This window comes from Streptomyces sp. Y309 (assembly GCF_056712025.1).
Genome location: NZ_CM160048.1, coordinates 1,206,395 through 1,226,465, shown reverse-complemented (window position 1 = coordinate 1,226,465; position 20,071 = coordinate 1,206,395). Strand labels below are relative to the sequence as shown.

General features: G+C 72.6%; 4 protein-coding genes. 2 read left to right on the top strand and 2 right to left on the bottom strand.

Translation table 11 applies throughout. The features are described 5' to 3' along the window. Positions 1 to 503: 503 nt before the first annotated feature. Positions 504 to 2,132, top strand: a complete 1,629-nt coding sequence (locus tag AC0KTA_RS04155; protein WP_481053718.1) for a flavin monoamine oxidase family protein — start codon at positions 504 to 506, stop codon at positions 2,130 to 2,132. Between the two features lie 112 nt (positions 2,133 to 2,244). Here AC0KTA_RS04155 and AC0KTA_RS04150 read toward each other — a convergent pair whose 3' ends face one another. Together AC0KTA_RS04150 and AC0KTA_RS04145 are read right to left on the bottom strand one after the other, a co-directional pair. Continuing rightward, complete coding sequence (locus AC0KTA_RS04150; protein ID WP_481053717.1) at positions 2,245 to 3,078, bottom strand: ABC transporter permease; 834 nt, start codon at positions 3,076 to 3,078, stop codon at positions 2,245 to 2,247. Continuing rightward, on the bottom strand, positions 3,075 to 4,019 hold the full coding sequence (locus tag AC0KTA_RS04145; RefSeq protein ID WP_481053716.1) for an ABC transporter ATP-binding protein: 945 nt from the start codon (positions 4,017 to 4,019) through the stop codon (positions 3,075 to 3,077). Before AC0KTA_RS04145 ends, AC0KTA_RS04150 begins: the two co-directional genes overlap by 4 nt. A 284-nt stretch (positions 4,020 to 4,303) precedes the next feature. On the opposite strand from AC0KTA_RS04145, the gene AC0KTA_RS04140 reads away from it, so the two are divergent. Continuing rightward, a complete protein-coding gene (locus tag AC0KTA_RS04140) occupies positions 4,304 to 19,990 on the top strand; it encodes a type I polyketide synthase (RefSeq protein WP_481053715.1) in 15,687 nt (5,228 codons plus the stop codon). Positions 19,991 to 20,071 lie beyond the last annotated feature (81 nt).

The window sequence follows — 20,071 nt, the reverse complement described above, 5'->3', positions numbered from 1 at the left end:
TGCGCGGTTCGGGCACGCGGGAACTGTGCGGGGTGCTGGTGCTGCGGTGCGGACACCCTAGATCATTTCAAGTCTTCCGCTGACTTTCGTACAGTCTTCAGGATCGAGGCCCGGCTACTAAAGTACTCATTGCGTGTCGCCCGTGTGTCGTCCGGATTTTTTCGCACCGCCTCTTCCTCGCCAACCGCGGGGCCCGGCGCCACCCCTGCCCAACATAGGAGGCGTAAGGGGATGTTGAGGGGTTTCTGAGCCCCCGGCCGCCGTCGCCATAATCAAGGGCACCGTCAGACGTGCCGTGTATCGGAGGCGATTCGCGGGCCCGACCGGCCCCCACGGGGCGAGGCCCGGCCGTGCTGATCGCGGACCCTTCTCCTGCCGCCGAAGCCCGGTTCACCGCGGCCGTCTGCAACGTACCGCCGGGCCGGCCTCCACCACGGTCAGAGGAGTATCCGTTGGTTGCCCTCAACGGCAGTTCGCGTCTCGGAACAACAGATTCCATCACCATGCTGGGCCCGGACTTTCCCTTCGCGTACGACGCGTGGCTGTCGAGTCCGCACGGCCTCGGCGAAATTCCGGAAGACGGGTTCGGGACGCCCGTCGCCGTCATCGGGGCGGGCATTTCGGGCCTCGTCACCGCGTACGAACTCATGCGCATGGGGCTGCGCCCCGTGGTGTACGAGGCGGGGCAGGTGGGCGGCCGGATGCGCTCGGCGGCCTTCGACGGCGGCCCGGACGCCGTGGCCGAACTCGGCGCCATGCGCTTCCCCGCGTCGGCGGCCGCACTGCGACACTACCTGGACCTGGTCGGCCTCGAGACGCGGCCGTTCCCCAACCCGCTGACCGCCGCGAGCGGCAGCACCGTCGTCGCCCTGAACGGCGCGCGGCACTACGCCCGGCGCGCCGCCGAACTCCCCGACATCTATCAGGAAGTCGGCATGGCCTGGGACAAGACCCTCCAGGAGCACGCCGAGCTGTTCGCCATGGACGACGCGATCCGCCGCCGCGACACCGCCGCCATCAAGGCCATCTGGAACCCGCTGGTGCGCGCCCTGGACGACGAGTCGTTCTACGGCTTCATCGCCCGCTCACCGTCCTTCGAGTCCTTCAAGTACCGCGAGATATTCGGCCAGGTCGGCTTCGGCGCCGGCGGCTGGGACACCGACTTCCCCAACTCCATGCTGGAGATCCTGCGCGTCGTCTACACCGGCGCCGAGGACGACCACCGGCTCGTCGTCGGCGGCTCCCAGCAGCTGCCCCTGCGGCTGTGGTCCCACGCGCCCGATGAACTCGTGCACTGGCCCGCAGGCACCTCCCTGGAGACCCTGCACCGCGGCGGCCCGCGCGGCGGCGTCGCCCGCATCGAGCGCACCGCCCGCGGCATCACCGTCCACGACAAGGCCGGCACGGCCCGCGCCTACCCGGTGGCCGTCTTCACCGCGCACAAGCGGACGCTGGTCACGAACGTCCGCTGCGACCGGGCGCTGCTGCCCACGCCCGTGTGGACGGCGGTGGAACGCAGCCACTACATGGGCTCGTCCAAGCTGTTCGTGCTCGTCGACCGCCCCTTCTGGCGCGAGCGGGATCCGCTCACCGGCCGGGACGTGATGAGTACGACCCTCACCGACCGCATGCCCCGCGGCGTCTACCTCTTCGACGAGGGCCCGGACCGCCCCGGCGTCATGTGCCTGTCGTACACCTGGAACGACGACTCCCTGAAGATGGCCCCGCTCACCCCCGAGGAGCGCCTGGACGGCGTCCTCGACGCGCTCGCCGACATCTATCCCGGCGTCGACATCCGCTCCCGCGTCATCGCCCCTCCGCGCACGGTGACGTGGGAGACCGATCCGCACTTCCAGGGCGCGTTCAAGGCGAACCTGCCGGGCCATTACCGTTACCAGCGGCGGCTGTTCACCCACTTCATGCAGGAGGACCTGGCGCGGACGCAGCGCGGCTTCTTCCTCGCCGGTGACGACGTCTCCTGGACGGCGGGCTTCGCCGAGGGAGCTGTGACGACCGGCCTGAACGCCCTCTGGGGCGTCCAGCGTCATCTCGGCGGCGCCACCATGCCGTTGAACCCCGGCCCGGGGGACCTGTTCGAGGAGCTCGCGCCCATCGACCTGCCCGAGAACTGACCACGAACTGACCACGAACTGACCACGAACGAAAAGGGCCCCGGAGCGGACGACCGCTCCGGGGTCCTTCAGTGTGTACGGCTCACGCGGGTACAGCTCCAGCGTGTACGGCTCACGCCTGCGCGCGGCGCAGGAATCCGCGGATGCCGATGGCCGCGAAGAGACAGATGGATCCGACGAGCACGATCAGCGTGATCGGCAGCGGTACGTGCTCCACGTTCGGGGACGTCACGGCCCGCATGCCCTCACTGGCGTACGACAGCGGATTGGCGCCGCAGATCACCTGGAACCAGCGGACCTCGTCCAGGGCGACGAGCGGGAACTGCGTGGAGCCCGTGAACAGCAAGGGCATCAGGACCAGGGTGAACATCACGTCGACCTTGTCGCTGCTGACCGACGTGCCCAGGCACAGGCCGATCGAGGCCCCCGCGAGGGCGCCGAGCCCGGCGATCCCGAGAGCGGGCACCGTCTTGCTGATCGGCCACGACAGATCCAGGAGCACCATGCCGACCGGCGTCATCATCAGCGACGCCACGAATCCGTACAGGGCACCGAAGAGGATCTTCTCCACGGCCACCAGGCGCAGCGAGATGGGCGAGAGCAGCCGGTCCTCGATCTCCCGTGTGTACGAGAAGTCGACGACGAGCGGCAGTGCCGTGTTCTGCATGCCGCCGAGGAATCCGTTCAGGGCGAGCACACCGGGCAGCAGGACGGCGCTGTAGTCGCCGTCCACATAGCCCGCGTCGCTCAGCAGCACGCCGAACACGAACAGCGTGAAGAACGGCTGGATGATGGCCTGCCCGATGAACGTCGGGAACTGCCGCAGGGCGACGAAGACATCGCGCCACAGGATGGCGCCGAAGGTGTGCAGCTGCCCCGTGGCCCGCGGAGCCGGGCCACCCGAATCCGCCGCGGTCGTCGAAGTCGGCGCGGTCGTCGCAGTCATCGCAGGTTCTTTCCGGTGAGGTGGAGAAAGACGTCTTCCAGGGACACCTTTCCGACGCCGACATCCGTCACCCGGTGCCCCCCGCCGGTCAGCGCGGCGAGCGCCGGCTGGAGCGCCGCCACGGGTTCGGTGTCCGTGTAGATCCGGAACCGGAACCCGTCCGCGGGCGGCGCCTCCGGGTCCACTTCGTCGACCTGGCGCACCCCGGGAAGCTCCGACAGCAGCTTGGCCACCGGCTCCGGGCCCTGCGACGACTCCACGGTCAGGGCGAGCGTCGAGTGCGCGGGCAGCAGCTTGCCCAGGCCTTCGGGGGTGTCCAGGGCCAGCAGGGTGCCCCGGTCCACGATGCCGACGCGGTCGCAGAGCTTGGCGGCCTCGTCCATGTCGTGGGTGGTGACGACCACCGTCACGCCGCGCTCGGCGAGTTCGGCGACCCGTTCGTGCACGAAGAGGCGGGCCTGCGGATCGAGTCCGGTCGCGGGCTCGTCCAGGAACAGCACGCTCGGCCGGTGCATCAGCGCACGCGCGATCATCACGCGCTGCACCTGCCCGCCGGACATGTCGTCGACCTTCGACTTGCGGTAGTCCGCCAGGCCCATCTGCTCCAGGAGCTCATCGGCCCGCGCGCGCCGCTCGGCCCGCGGCATGCCGTGGTACGTGGCGTGGAACAGCAGGTTCTGACGCACCGAGAGTGACCGGTCGAGGTTGTTGCGCTGCGGCACCACCGCGAGCACCCGCTTCGCCTGTCTCGGCCGCGCGACCACGTCCACGCCGTCGATGACGACGCCGCCCGAGGTCGGCCGCACCCGGGTGGTCATCATGCCCACCGTCGTGCTTTTCCCCGCGCCATTGGGGCCGAGCAGGCCGAACACCTCGCCCCGATACACATCGAAGCTCAGGCCGTCGACCACGCGGCGTGCGTCGGACGCGTACTGTTTCACCAGATTCTCAACCCGGACAGCGTTTTCCACGTGCCCGACCCTAGAGCCGGGCGACATTCCCGAACACCCCTGTATCCGCCCGCCGCACCGGCCCCGTAGGGGCTGGTTAGGGGTAGGGAGAATGATGTACGCACTGTTAGCCTGCCCAGGTATTGTGGGCGAATTTCTCTGAAGTGCGGTCAGTGCTTGCGGTCAGTAATTCTGAGGCGCAGTCAGGAAATTCACCCGGAATGCAGTCAGGGAATTTCTGAAAGCCATCACGGCCGGTGCTACGGAGTGGAACATTGAGCGACTTCGAGGAATTCGCAGCCGATTCTCACCCGGCTCACCCGGAGGTCCGGCCGCACCCGGAGAACCTGCGTGACACCCTCGAAGGCCGTCCGCGCCCCGAACAGGAGCGGCGGCTGCGCGCCATGGTGGCCGGGGAAGTCGCCGCCGTCCTCGGTGGCGGCGCCGACGGCGAGCGGCCGGCCGGCGACCTGTCACGGCCCTTCCTGGATCTGGGACTCGACTCCCTGACCGCCGTGGAGCTGCACCGCCGCCTCCAGCGGGCCACCGGCCTCAAGCTGCCCGTCACCACCGTCTTCGACCACCCCAGCGCCGACGCGCTCGCCCGCCATCTGCGCGCCGAACTGTTCGACACCGCCGACGCCGCGTACGTGCCCGCCGCGGCCCGCCGCGCCGACGACGAGCCCATCGCCATCGTCGCCATGAGCTGCAGGCTGCCCGGCGGCGTCGAAACCCCCGAAGAGCTCTGGCAGTTGGTCGCCGACGGCGTGGACGCCGTCTCCGACTTCCCGGCCGACCGCGGCTGGGACCTCGCCGCCCTGTACGACACCGACCCCGACCGGCCGGGCACCAGCTACGTCCGCGAGGGCGGCTTCCTGCACGACGCGGGCGACTTCGACGCGGACTTCTTCGGCCTCTCGCCCCGCGAGGCCCTCGCCACGGACCCCCAGCAGCGCCTCCTCCTGGAGGCCTCCTGGGAGGCCCTGGAGCGCGCGGGCATCGACCCCGCCGCGCTGCGCGACTCCGGCACCGGCGTCTTCGTCGGCGCCGAGACCCAGGAGTACGGCCCCCGCCTCAGCGACGCGGGCGACGGCCTGGAGGGCTACCTCGTCACCGGCACCGCCGCCAGCGTGGCCTCCGGGCGCATCGCCTACACCCTCGGCCTCCAGGGCCCGACGATGACGGTCGACACGGCCTGCTCCTCGTCCCTGGTCGCCCTGCACCTGGCCGTGCAGGCACTGCGGCAGGGCGAGTGCGCCCTCGCCCTCGCGGGCGGCGTCGTGGTCATGGCCTCGCCCGGCTCCTTCCTGGCCTTCAGCCGCCAGCGCGGCCTGGCACCGGACGGCCGCTGCAAGCCGTTCGCGCAGGCCGCGGACGGCACGGCCTGGGGCGAGGGCGTCGGCATGCTCGTCCTGGAGCGTCTTTCCGACGCACGCCGCAACGGCCACCGCGTCCTCGCCGTCGTACGCGGCTCCGCGGTCAACCAGGACGGCGCGAGCAACGGTCTCACCGCGCCGAACGGCCCCTCCCAGCAGCGCGTCATCCGCGCCGCCCTCGCGGACGCGGGCCTGACGCCCGCCGACGTCGACGCGGTCGAGGCGCACGGCACGGGCACCACCCTCGGCGACCCCATCGAGGCCCAGGCCCTGATCGCCACGTACGGCAAGGACCGGCCCGAGGGCCAGGAGCCGCTGTGGCTCGGCTCGTTGAAGTCGAACGTCGGCCACACGCAGGCCGCCGCGGGTGTCGCCGGAGTCATCAAGATGGTCCAGGCGATCCACCGGGGCACGCTGCCGAAGACCTTGCACGTGGACGAGCCGAGCACGCACGTGGACTGGGCGGAGGGCTCCGTCGAGCTGCTGACCGAGGCGCGCGCCTGGCCCGAGCGTGCCGACGGCGCGCCGCGGCGCGCGGGCGTCTCGTCGTTCGGGATGAGCGGCACGAACGCGCACGTCATCGTCGAGCAGCCGCCGGCAGATGAGCCGGTGGCCGCCGCCGCGGAGGGCGAGCCGTCCGGGGCCGCCGCACCGGCCGTCGTGGCGGGAGCCGTCCCCGTGGCCCTGTCGGCGAAGACTCCGGAGGCGCTGCGGGCGCAGGCGGAGCGGCTGCGCGAACACCTTCTCGCCCACGCCGAGTTGGGTGTGGGGGATGTGGCCTGGTCGTTGGCGGTTTCCCGGTCGCGGTTCGAGCACCGGGGAGTCGTCCTGGGCCGGGACCGGGACGAGCTGATGGCCGGGCTCGAGCGCCTGGCCGAGGGCGACGGTGCCGCCGGTGATGTGGTCACCGGGCGGGCGCAGGGCGGCGGCAGCGGTGGCGGCGCGGTCCGGCCCGTGTTCGTGTTCCCGGGGCAGGGCTCGCAGTGGGCGGGCATGGCCCGTGAACTCCTCGACGAATCCCCGGTGTTCGCGGAGCGGATGCGGGAGTGCGCGGACGCGCTCGGCCCGTTCGTGGACTGGGACCTGTTCCAGGAGCTGAACGGCGACCGGTTCGACCGCGTGGACGTCGTCCAGCCCGTCCTGTTCGCCGTGATGGTGTCGCTGGCCGCCGTCTGGCGCGCGGCCGGTGTCGAGCCCGCGGCCGTGGTCGGCCACAGCCAGGGCGAGATCGCCGCCGCGTGCGTCGCGGGCGCGCTGTCCCTGGAGGACGCCGCCTGGGTGGTGGCGCTGCGCAGCCAGGCCATCCTCGAACTGTCCGGCCGCGGCGGCATGGTCTCCGTCCCCCTGCCCGAGGAGCAGGTGCGCACCCTCCTGGCCCAGTGGGGCGACGACCTCTCGGTCGCCGCGGTCAACGGCCCCGCCCACGTCGTCGTCTCCGGCGCCTCGCAGGCGCTGGAGGAACTCGTCGCGCAGTGCGTGGCCCGCGACATCCGCGCCCGCACCATCCCCGTCGACTACGCCTCGCACTCCGCGCACGTCGAAGCCATCGAGAAGCACCTGGCGCGGGTCCTCGCCCCGGTCGCACCCCGTACGCCCGACGTGCCGCTGTACTCCACTCTCACCGGCGACTGGCTGGCCGACGACACCCTCATGGACGCGGACTACTGGTACCGCAACCTGCGGCAGACGGTCCTCTTCGAGCACGCCACCCGCGGCCTCCTCGCCGAAGGCCACGGCCTGTTCGTCGAGATGAGCCCGCACCCGGTCCTGACCGTCCCGGTCCAGGCCACCATCGACGACGCTGAAAGCACCGCCGCCACGCTCGGCTCGCTGCGCCGCGACGAGGGCGGCGCCCACCGCCTGCTCATCTCCCTCGCCGAAGCCCACGTCCACGGCGCGGAGCCGGACTGGACCGCGCTCCTCCCCGGCGAGCGGACCGTCGTGGACCTGCCCACGTACCCCTTCCAGCGCCGCCACTACTGGCTGACCGAGGAGCGGACCTCCGGCGCGGGCGGACCCGCCGCCGAGGACGCGGCCGAGGCGCGCTTCTGGGAGGCCGTGGAGCGCGAGGACGTGGACGAACTGACGTCCACCCTCGGTGAATCCCTCGACGACGTGGCACAGGGCGCGCTCAGCGAGGTGCTGCCCGGCCTGTCCGCGTGGCGGCGGCAGCGGCGCGAGCGCGCCGTCATCGACAGCTGGCGCTACCGCGTCGCCTGGCAGCCCCTGCCGGCCGGCCGCCTGTCGTCGGCACGCCTGTCGGGACGCTGGCTCGTCGTGGTGCCCGACAGCGCGCAGGATCACCCGTGGGTCACGGGGGTCACCGAGGCGCTGACGGACGCGGGCGCCGAGGCGGTGCCGTGGTGCCTGGGCGCGGGGGAGGCCACGCGCGAGGGGCTGGCGGGGCGGTTGCGGGAGGTGACCGGGGGCAACGCATCCGCGGACGCGGAGCTCGCCGGTGCTGGAACTGGCAACGACTCCGGCACTGGCACCCGCACCGGCACCGACTCCGGTTCCGGCGATGTGCCGATCGTCGGCGTCGTCTCGCTTCTCGGCCTCGACGAGACCCCCCTGGAGGAGCACGCCGCCGTGCCCGCCGGGCTCGCGGCCACCGCGGCGCTGGTGCAGGCGCTCGGCGACACCGGGTGCGAGGCCCGCCTGTGGGCCCTGACCCAGGGCGCCGTGTCGACGGGCCGCAGCGACCGCCTCGACCACCCCGTCCAGGCCCACCTGTGGGGCCTTGGCCGCACCGTCGCTCTCGAACACCCCGACCGCTGGGGCGGGCTCGTCGACGTACCCCGCGCCTACGACACGCGCGCGGGCGCCCGCCTCGCCGCGATCCTCGCGGCGTCCACCCGAGACGCTCCGGAAGGCGCCCCGGAGGGTGCCGGTGCCGAGGATCAGCTCGCGGTGCGCGGCTCCGGAGTCGTCGTACGCCGCCTCCTCAGGGGAGAGGCGACGGGCGCCGACCTCACCCGCCGCACCCCATGGACGCCGAAGGGCACGGTCCTGGTCACCGGGGGGACGGGTGCGCTCGGCGGGCACGTCGCGCGCCGGCTGGCGCGTGAGGGCGCCGCCCATCTCGTACTGACGAGCCGTCGCGGTCTCGACGCGCCCGGCGCGCCCGAGCTTCGCGCAGAATTGGAGGAGTTGGGCGTACGGGTGACCGTTGCGGCCTGCGACGTGGCGGACCGCGAGGAGCTGGCTCGCGTCCTGGACGGGATACCCGCCGACGCGCCTCTGACGGCCGTCGTCCACACCGCCGGAGTCCTGGACGACGGTGTCGTCGACGGACTCACTCCCGCCCGCTTCGACGGCGTGCTGCGCCCCAAGTCCCCGGCGGCCGCCACGCTGCACGAACTCACCCGTGACCTGGATCTGGACGCGTTCGTCCTGTACTCGTCGGCGTCCGGCGCGCTCGGCAGCGCGGGCCAGGCCAACTACGCCGCCGCCAACGCCTACCTCGACGCGCTCGCCGAACAGCGCCGCGCCGACGGGCTGCCCGCGACCTCCGTCGCCTGGGGCACCTGGGACGGCGCCGGGCTCGCCGACACCGCCGTACGCTCCGAGCGGGCGCGGCGCGACGGCATGCCGCCGATGCCGCCCGGGCCCGCGGTCGCCGCCCTGCGGGACGCCGTCGAACGCGGCGACGCCAACGTCGTCATCGCCGCCGTCGACTGGGACACCTTCCTGCCGGGCTTCGTCGCGGCCCGCCCCAACCCGCTCTTCGACGCGCTCCCCGAAGTACGGCAGCGGACGGCCGACGCGGCCGACGGCGCCCCGGACACGTCCGGTGCCGCCGCCGTCACCGGCCCGGAGTGGATACGACGGCTCGCCCCGCTCCCCGCCGCGGAACGCGACGCCGCCCTCGTCGCCTTCGTACGCTCCCAGGCCGCCGCCGTACTCGGCCACTCCGCGCCCGACGCCATCGACCCCGCTCGCGCCTTCCGCGAGCTGGGCTTCGACTCGCTCACCGCCGTGGAACTCCGCAACCGCGTCCAGACAGCCACCGGCCTGCGCCTGCCCGCCTCACTGGTCTTCGACTACCCCAACTCCTCTCTCCTGGCCACCTACTTGGCCGAGGAGGCGTTCGGAGCCGCCGCCGCGCAGCAATCCCGCAACGCTCCCGCGCCCGGCTCGGCCGCCGACGCGGCGCCGGACGACGGCGACCCCATCGCGATCGTCGCGATGTCCTGCCGCTTCCCCGGCGACGTGCGCTCTCCGGAGGACCTGTGGCGCCTGGTCGCCGAGGGCCGCGACGCCATGGGCGAGTTCCCCGGCGACCGCGGCTGGGACCTCGCCGAGCTGTACGACCCGGACCCCGACCGGGCGGGCAGGACCTACGTCCGCGAGGGCGGATTCCTGCGCGACGCGGGCGAGTTCGACGCGGACTTCTTCGGCATCTCGCCCCGCGAGGCCCTCGCCATGGACCCGCAGCAGCGCCACCTCCTGGAAACCTCCTGGGAGTTGTTCGAGCGCGCGGGCATCGACCCGACGACCCTGCGCGGCACCCGCGCCGGGGTCTTCGTCGGCTCCAACGGCGACGATTACATCTCCCGCATGGCCGCCGTCCCCCAGGACATCGAGAGCCACGTCCTCACCGGCAACGCCGTGAGCGTCATGTCCGGCCGCCTGTCGTACGCGTTCGGCCTGGAAGGCCCGGCGGTGACGGTCGACACGGCCTGCTCGGCGTCCCTGGTGGCCCTGCATCTGGCCGCGCAGGCGCTGCGGCAGGGCGAGTGCGACATGGCGCTCGCGGGCGGCGTCACGGTCATGGCGTCACCGGACACGTTCGTGCAGTTCAGCCGCCAGCGTGGCCTTGCTGTCGACGGGCGCTGCAAGGCGTTCGCGGAGGCGGCGGACGGTACCGGCTGGGGTGAGGGTGTCGGTCTGCTGTTGCTGGAGCGGTTGTCGGACGCGCGGCGTCACGGGCATGAGGTGCTGGCGGTCGTGCGTGGCTCGGCGGTCAATCAGGACGGGGCCAGCAATGGGCTTACGGCGCCGAACGGTCCGTCCCAACAGCGGGTGATCCGGGCTGCGTTGGCGAGTGCCGGGCTGTCGGCCGCTGAGGTGGACGCGGTCGAGGCGCACGGTACGGGTACGACGCTGGGCGATCCGATCGAGGCGCAGGCGCTGCTCGCGACGTACGGACAGGAGCGGGCGGCCGACCGGCCGCTGTGGCTGGGCTCGGTGAAGTCGAACATCGGGCACACGCAGGCCGCTGCCGGTGTCGCCGGTGTGATCAAGATGGTGATGGCCATGCGGGAGGGCGTGCTCCCGCCGACGCTGCACGTCGATGAGCCGAGTTCTCATGTGGACTGGTCGGCGGGAGCTGTTGAGCTGCTGACCGAGGCGCGGGAGTGGGCTGAGCGGGACGGCGGTGCGCCGCGTCGTGCGGGTGTGTCGTCGTTCGGTGTGAGCGGGACGAATGCGCATGTGATCGTGGAGCAGGTTCCGGCGGCGGAGACTATCGAGTCGGCTAAAACGAGCGTTCTATCCAATGTGCCGTGGTTGGTGTCGGCGCGGAGTGCGGAGGCGTTGCGGGCGCAGGCCGGTCGGTTGCGTGAGCACGTGGCTGAGCGCTCTGAGCTGGAGCCCGTTGATGTGGGCTGGTCGCTGTTGTCGGGCCGGGCCGTTCATGAGCACCGGGCTGTGGTGTTCGGGCGGGAGCGGGAGGAGTTCCTGACCGGGCTTGACGCGCTGGCTTCTGGTGCTGCGGGTGTCGTGTCCGGGGCTGCGGTCGAGGGGCGTCTCGGGGTCGTCTTCACCGGGCAGGGGAGTCAGCGGCTCGGTATGGGCCGGGAGTTGTACGAGGCGTTCCCGGTGTTCGCGGACGCGTTGGACGAGGTGTGCGCGCACCTGGATGGGTTGCTTGAGCGTCCGTTGAAGGACGTGATGTTCGGCGAGGATGCCGGGCTGTTGGAGCAGACGGGGTACGCGCAGCCCGCGTTGTTCGCCGTGGAGGTGGCCCTATACCGGCTTGCGGAGTCCTTTGGGGTGCGGCCGGAGATCGTCGGTGGGCATTCGATCGGCGAGCTGGCAGCGGCGTACGTGGCCGGGGTGTGGTCGCTGGAGGACGCGGCCCGACTCGTCGCCGCGCGAGGGCGGTTGATGCAGTCCCTGCCCGAGGGCGGGGCGATGCTGGCCGTGCAGGCGGCGGAGGCTGATGTGCTGCCGCTCCTGGAGGGCATATCGGACCGTGTGGGCCTGGCGGCGGTCAACGGGCCTTCGCAGGTGGTTCTCTCCGGTGACCGCACAGCTCTGGAGGGACTGGAGGAGACCCTTCGTGGTCAGGGGCGGAAGGTGCGGTGGCTGAAGGTGTCCCACGCCTTCCACTCACCCCTGATGGACCCGGTCCTGGACGAGTTCCGGCGGGTGGCGGAGGGCCTGACGTATCAGGACCCGGCGCTGTCGGTCGTCTCGAACCTGACCGGGCGGCTCGCCACCGCCGACGAGTTGAAGGACCCCGATTACTGGGTGCGGCATGTGCGCGAGGCGGTCCGTTTCCACGACGGTCTCGGCGCCCTCACCGATTTCGGCGTGTCGACGCTCCTGGAGCTGGGCCCGGACTCCGTCCTCACGGCAATGGCCCACGACACGATCACCGACCCGGCCGAGCAGGCGGGCCTCATTGCCGCCCTGCGCAAGGACCGTCCGGAAGCCGAGACCTTCCTGGCCGCCCTCGCCAAGGCCTATGTACGGGGCGTCGAGGTCGACTGGGCGCCGCTGTACGCCCCCGTCGAGGCCCGGCGCCGCGTCGATCTGCCCACGTACGCCTTCCAACGCGACCACTACTGGCTGGAGTTGGCGGACACGTCTACTGCCGCTGCCAGTCGTGCGGACGGTTTCGTCGGCGACGAGGTGGAGGCCCGTTTCTGGGAGGCCGTGGAGCGGGAGGACCTGGACTCGCTGAGTGCCGAGTTGGGCGCGGAGGCCGATGTCAGGGGTGTGGCGCTCGGTGAGGTGCTGCCGATGCTGTCGTCGTGGCGGCGGCAGCGGCGCGAGAGCTCGACGGTCGGGCGGTGGATGTACCGGGAGGCGTGGAAGCCGTTGACGGGCCTCGCGCCCGCCGCCTTCGACGGCACGTGGTGGGTGGTCGCTCCGGCGGACGAGGCGGCGCATCCGTGGGTGGCCGCCGCGGTCGCCGGGCTTGAGGGGCGGGGCGCGCGCGCCGTCCGGGTTGCGGTGGGCCGTGACGAGACCCGGCGCGACGTGTTGGCTCACAAGCTGCGTGAACTCCTTGACAGGGAGGGCGATTCGGGTGCCGGTGGCGCCCCCCAGGGCGTGCTCTCGCTGCTCGCCCTCGACGACTCCGAAGGCTCGGCCCATCCGACCGTCGCCGCAGGCCTTGAGGGAGTGCTCGCGCTCCTCCAGGCCCTGAGCGACGCGGAGGTGGCGGCGCCGCTGTGGGCCGCCACGCGCGGCGCGGTGACCACTGGCCGCTCGGACCTCCTGACGGCGCCCTCGCAGGCGGCCGTGTGGGGCATGGGCCGGGTGGCCGCCCTGGAGCAGCCCCAGCGGTGGGGCGGCCTGGTCGACCTGCCGGCGAGCGCCGACGAGCGGGCGGGGCTGCGGCTGGCCGACGCCCTGGGCGCGGCGTCGGGCGAGGACCAGGTGGCGGTGCGCGGGTCCGGGGTGTTCGTGCGCCGCTTGGCCCGGGCGCCGTTGGGCGACGGGTCGACAGGGGAGGGGCGTCCGGGGCAGTCTCCGGCGCGGTCCCAGACGCGTACCCCAGAGTGGTCATCGCGGGGCACGGCGCTGGTCACCGGCGGTACCGGCGCGCTGGGCGGGCACGTCGCGCGGTGGCTGGCGGCCACGGGCGCCGAGCACCTCGTACTGACGAGCCGCCGCGGCCTCGACGCGCCCGGCGCGCCCGAACTCCGGGCGGAATTGGAAGAGACGGGCGTACGCGTGACCGTCGCGGCGTGCGACGCGGCGGACCGCGAGTCCCTGGCCCGGGTCCTGGACGCCATTCCGGCGGACATGCCGCTGACCGGCGTCTTCCACACGGCCGGTGTGCTGGACGACGGCGTCCTCGACGGCCTGACCGCCGAGCGGTTCGCCACCGTCTTCCGCCCCAAGGCCCAAGCGGCCCTGAACCTGCACGAGTTGACGCGCGACAGCGACCACCTGACGGCCTTCGTGCTGTTCTCCTCCGTCGCGGGCTCCCTGGGCATCGGCGGCCAGGGCAACTACGCCGCCGCGAACGCCTTCCTCGACGCGTTCGCCGAGCACCGCAGGTCGCTCGGCCTGCCCGCCGTGTCCCTGGCCTGGGGGCCGTGGGCCGGCGGCGGCATGGCGGCCGACGGCGGAGTGGTGGAGCAGCGGGTGCGCGACAGCGGCATGCCCGCCATGGCACCGGACCTGGCCGTCGCCGCGATGGCCGCGGTGCTGGCGGACTCGGGCACCGCGGCGGTCGTCCTCGCCGACGTCGAGTGGGACCAGTACGCGCCGACGTACTCCCTGGCGCGCCCCTGCCACCTCTTCGACCAGCTCACCGGGCCCGACGGACCGACGGCCGGAGCGGCGACCACGGGCCGGGACCGTGAGCCGACGCGGGGCGCGGCCTCGTCCCCGTCCTCGCTCGCGGAGCGGCTCGCGGCGCTCCCGGCGGCGGAACGGGAGCGGGCGCTCCTCGACCTCGTGCGCGACCGCGTGGCCACCGTCCTCGGCTATCCCGCGACCAAGACCGTCGACGCCACGCGCCCCTTCAAGGACCTCGGCTTCGACTCGCTGACCGCGGTCGAACTGCGGAACCTCATCGGCGCCGCCAGCGGCCTGCACCTCCCGGCGACACTCGTCTTCGACCACCCGACACCGGCGGCACTCGCGGGACACCTGCGCGGTGAACTCCTCGACGGCCTCGTGCCGGAGGATGCCGTGGCGGCGGCCGCCACCTCGGCGGAGGCCGGGGCTCCGATGGACGGCGACCCGATCGCGATCGTGGCGATGAGCTGCCGCTTCCCCGGCGGCGTACGGTCCCCCGAGGACCTGTGGCGACTCCTCCACGACGGCAAGGACGCCATCGGCGACATGCCGGACGACCGCGGCTGGAACGTGGACGCCCTCTACCACCCGGACCCCGACCACGCCGGGACGAGCTACGTCCGCGAGGGCGGCTTCCTGCACGACATGGCCGAGTTCGACGCCGACTTCTTCGGCATCTCCCCGCGCGAGGCCCTCGCCATGGACCCGCAGCAGCGGCTCCTCCTGGAGACCGCCTGGGAGGCCTTCGAACGGGCGGGCATCGACCCGGCCACTCTGCGCGGCAGCCGCACCGGAGTCTTCTCCGGCACCAACGGCCAGGACTACGAGGACGTCCTGCGCACCGCACCCGACCGCGGCGAGGGCTACCTCGGCACCGGCAACGCGGCGAGCGTCGTGTCCGGCCGTCTGTCGTACGCGTTCGGCCTGGAAGGCCCGGCGGTGACGGTCGACACGGCGTGCTCGTCGTCGCTGGTCGCGCTGCATCTGGCCGCGCAGGCGCTGCGTCAGGGCGAGTGCGACATGGCCCTCGCGGGCGGCGTGACCGTGATGTCCACGCCCGACACCTTCGTGGAGTTCAGCCGCCAGCGTGGCCTTGCTGTCGACGGGCGCTGCAAGGCGTTCGCGGAGGCTGCGGACGGTACGGGCTGGGGTGAGGGGGTCGGTCTGCTGCTCCTGGAGCGGCTTTCCGACGCGCAGCGTCACGGCCATGAGGTCTTGGCCGTCGTACGCGGCTCGGCGGTCAACCAGGACGGCGCCAGCAACGGCCTCACCGCCCCGAACGGCCCGTCCCAACAGCGAGTTATCCGGGCAGCGTTGGCGAACGCCGGTCTCACCGCCGGTGAGGTGGACGCCGTGGAGGCGCACGGCACGGGCACCACGCTGGGCGATCCGATCGAGGCGCAGGCGCTGCTCGCGACGTACGGCAAGGAGAGGTCGACCGACCGGCCTCTGTGGCTCGGCTCCATCAAGTCCAACATCGGGCACACACAGGCCGCTGCCGGTGTCGCCGGTGTGATCAAGATGGTGATGGCGATGCGGGAGGGCGTCCTGCCGCCGACGCTGCATGTCGATGAGCCGAGCACGCATGTGGACTGGTCGGCAGGGGCAGTTGAGCTGCTGACCGAGGCGCGCGAGTGGCCCGAGGCCAAGTGGCCGCGTCGTGCGGGTGTGTCGTCGTTCGGTGTGAGCGGGACGAATGCGCATGTGATCGTGGAGCAGCTTCCGGCGGCGGAGGAGCCCACCGAGTCGGCTAAAACGGTCGTTCTATCTAGTGTGCCGTGGTTGGTGTCGGCGCGGAGTGCGGAGGCGCTGCGGGCGCAGGCCGGTCGGTTGCGCGAGCACGTGGTGACGCAGCCCGACGTCGACGCGGTGAACGTGGGTTGGTCGTTGTTGTCGGGCCGGGCCCTGCATGAGCACCGGGCTGTGGTGTTCGGCCGGGAGCGGGAGGAGTTCCTGACCGGGCTTGAGGCGGTGGCTTCCGGTGGTCCGGGTGGTGTGGTGTCTGGGTCTGTGGTCGATGGCCGCCTCGGCGTGGTGTTCACCGGGCAAGGCAGCCAGCGGCTCGGTATGGGCCGGGAGTTGTACGAGACCTTCCCGGTGTTCGCGGACGCGCTGGACGAGGTGTGCGCCTACCTGGACGGACTCCTGGACCGGCCCCTGAAGGATGTGATGTTCGGCGAGGACGCCGGGCTGTTGGAGCAGACGGGGTATGCGCAGCCCGCGCTGTTCGCGGTGGAGGTGGCCCTGTACCGGCTGGCCGAGGCCTTCGGCGTACGTCCCGAGATCGTGGGCGGGCACTCGATCGGCGAGCTGACGGCCGCGTACGTAGCCGGGCTCTGGTCGCTGGAGGACGCGGCCCAACTCGTCGCTGCGCGCGGCCAGTTGATGCAGTCTCTGCCCGAGGGTGGCGCAATGCTCGCCGTGCAGGCGGCCGAGGACGACGTACTGCCGCTGCTGAAGGGCACGGAAGACCGTGCCGGTGTGGCTGCGGTGAACGGGCCCTCGCAGGTCGTGCTGTCAGGTGAGCGGGAGGTGCTGGAGGGCCTGGAGGAGACCCTCCGCGGTGAGGGCCGCAAGGTGCGGTGGCTGAAGGTGTCCCACGCCTTCCACTCACCCCTGATGGACCCGATCCTGGACGACTTCCGCAAGGTCGCCGAGAACCTCACGTACCAGGACCCGGTGCTGCCGGTGGTCTCCAACGTCACCGGTGAACCGGCCGAGGCCGCCCAGCTCCAGGACCCCGAGTACTGGGTGCAGCACGTGCGCGAGGCGGTCCGTTTCCACGACGGCCTGCGCGCCCTCACCGCACAGGGCGTCTCCACGCTGCTTGAGCTGGGCCCCGACGCCGTACTCACCGCGATGGCCCACGACACCCTCACCGAACCCGAGAGCCAGGCGGGCCTGATCACGGCGGTGCGCAGGGACCGTCCGGAGCCGGACACCTTCCTGGCCGCCCTCGCCCGGCTCCACGTGCGCGGGGCCGACGTCGACTGGGCACCGCTGTACGCCCCGGCCGATTCCCGCCGCCGTGTGGACCTGCCCACCTACGCCTTCCAGAAGCGGCGCTACTGGCCGCAGGCGGGCGCGGGCGCCGCGGCGGGTGACGTGTCGGCGACGGGACTCGTGTCGGCCGGGCACCCGTTGCTGGGCGCGGCGGTGCCGCTCGTGGACACGGGCGGCCACCTGCTGACCGGCCGGCTGTCGGTGGCCACGCATCCGTGGCTGGCCGATCACGCCGTGGCGGGGCGGGTGCTGCTGCCCGGTACGGCCTTCGTGGAACTCGCCGTACGCGCCGGTGACGAGGTCGGCTGCGGGGTGCTGGAGGAGCTGACGCTGGCGGCCCCGCTGGTGCTGCCCGAGCGTGGCGCCGTACAGATCCAGGTGAGCGTCGGCGCGGCGGACGAGGACGGGCGCTCGCCGGTGAGTGTGCACTCCCGCGACGAGGGCGACCCTGAGGGGCCGTGGACCCGCCACGCCGCCGGATTCCTGTCCTCCGAGGACACCGAGAAAACCGCGACCCCTGCAGCCTCCGCGAACGATGCGGAGGAGCCCGGCGCCCTGGCCCAGTGGCCGCCGGCGGACGCCGAGCCCATCGACGAAGCGGCCTCGCTGTACGACCGCCTCGCCGAGACGGGATACGGCTACGGGCCGGTGTTCCAGGGGCTGCGCGCGGCGTGGCGGCGCGGCGACGAGGTCTTCGCCGAAGTCGCCCTGCCCGAGGAAGCGGACGCCGCGGCCTTCACCCTGCACCCGGCGCTCCTTGACGCCGCGCTGCATGCCACCCTGCTCCTGCCCCGGCGGCAGGACGGCGACGACGAACGCCAGGGCCTGGGGCTGCCCTTCGCCTGGAGCGGCGTGCGGCTGCGCCGGGCAGGGGCCGCTACGGTCCGGGTACGACTGGCAGGCGTCGGAGCGGACGCCGTGACCCTGACGCTGGCGGACGAGACCGGCCAGGTGGTCGCCACCGTCGACTCGCTCGTGTCGCGCCCGGTGTCGGACGACCAGCTCGGTGGCAAGGCCGCCGGAGACTCGATGTTCCACGTCGAGTGGAAGCGGCAGCCCGCGATCCCCGCCGAACAGGTGACCTTGGCGGTGCTCGGCGAGGACGGACTGATGCCGGGTGCGCGGTCGTTCGCGGATCTCGCGGCGCTGGGTGCGGCGGTCGACGCGGGAGAGCCGCTTCCGGCGGCGGTGGTGTGGCCGGTGGACAGGCCGTCGGCCGTTGAGGGCGACGGGCCCGTACGACCGCTCGTACGCCCGGAGGCCGTCTCCGCGGCGCTTGCCGAGGCACTGGGCGTAGTGCAGGCATGGCTCGCCGACGAGCGGTTCGTGGACGTGCGGCTCGTGGTCGTGACGCGGGGCGCGGCGCCGGTCGCGGGCACGGGCGCGGACCTCGATCCCGTGGGCGCGGCGACAGGAGGCCTCGTGCGGTCGGCCCAGGTGGAACATCCGGGGCGGTTCGTCCTCGTGGACGTAGATGCCACGGACCTGGACAAGGACGCAGACACGGGCGGCGAAGCGAAGGTGCTGGACCCGTCGGTGCTGGCCTCCGCGCTCGCGGCCGGCGAGCCCGAAGTGGCCGTGCGGGACGGCGCGGTGTGGGTGCCCCGGCTCACGCGGGTGCCGACGGCCGCACCGGCCGAGGAAGCGGAAGGGGACGTGGACGCCCCGTACGGCACTGGCACGGTCCTGGTGACGGGTGCCTTCGGCGGCCTTGGGCGCGTGGTGACGCGGCACCTCGCCGAGCGGCACGGCGTACGGGACCTCCTCCTGGTCTCCCGCAGGGGCGACGCCGCCGAGGGCGCGGCCGAACTGCGCGCCGAACTGGAGGAGGCGGGCACGAAGGTGGCCGTGGCCGCATGCGATGTCGCGGACCGCGACGCGCTGGCCGCTTTCCTGAAGGAGAACGGCGGCGAGCTGTCGGCGGTGGTGCACGTGGCCGGAGTCCTGGACGACGGCATCGTCACCTCCCTGACGCCCGAGCGCCTCGACGCGGTCCTGCGTCCCAAGGCGGACGCGGCACTCCACCTGCACGAGCTGACGGCCGGCCTCGACCTGTCCGCCTTCGTGCTGTTCTCGTCCGCCGCCGGTGTGCTCGGCAGCGCGGGGCAGGCCAACTACGCGGCCGCCAACAGCCTCCTGGACGCACTCGCGGTCGTCCGCCGCGCCCAGGGCCTCCCGGCGACCTCCCTGGCCTGGGGCCTGTGGGCGCAGGACAGCGACATGACGGGCAAGTTGGGCGGTACGGATCTCGGGCGGATGGCGCGGGGCGGCGTCGCGGCGCTGTCCACGGAGGAGGGCCTCGCCCTCCTGGACGCCGCGGTGACCACCGTGAGCCTGAGGGCAGCCGAAGCACCGGCGACCCTCGTCCCCCTCCGTCTGGACGCCGCGTCCCTGCGGGCCTCCGCGGGCCCCGACGGCGTACAGCCCGTCTTCTCGGACCTGGTCCGCACCTCGGCCCGCCGCGTCGACAGGGCGCCCGCCCGCTCCGGAAGCGCGGCGGCCGCCAACGGCGCGGGCAACCCCGGCGCCCCCGCCCTCGTCCAGCAATTGGCGGGCCTTTCCGGAGCGGAACGGGAACGCGCACTGCTCGATGCGGTGCGCAGCAATGTGGCCATGGTGCTCGGCCATTCCGGGCCCGAGGCGATCGGCGCCACCCGGGGATTCCTGGAACTGGGCGTCGACTCGCTCACCGCCGTGGAACTCCGGAATCGACTCAACTCCCTTTCCGGACTGCGTCTCCCCGCTACCCTCATCTTCGACTACCCGTCGCCCGCGGCTCTCGCGTCCTACCTGGACGAGAACCTGCCGCAGACCGACGGAACGGCCGAGGAGAGCACGGTGGGGGCACGCCCCGGCGGCGTGGTCGCCGAACTCGCGGGTCTGGAAGCGGCGCTGGCCGCGGGCCCGCCGTCGGGCGACGAACGTGCCGCCCTGCGCGGCAGGCTGCGCGCCCTGCTCGGCAAGCTGGACGCCGTCGAGCTAGGCGGACCCGCCGACCCCGCCACGGCGGCCGGCGCGGCCATCGCGGACCAGCTGGAAGACGCCGACGACGATGACATGTTTGACTTCATCGACAACGAACTCGGCGTCTCCTAAAGCAATCCGCTCGCATTCTCAGAGCAATCCGCAGGCAGTTCACAGAAATTCATAAAGGGGTCCGTAGGGGGAGGGTAGGGG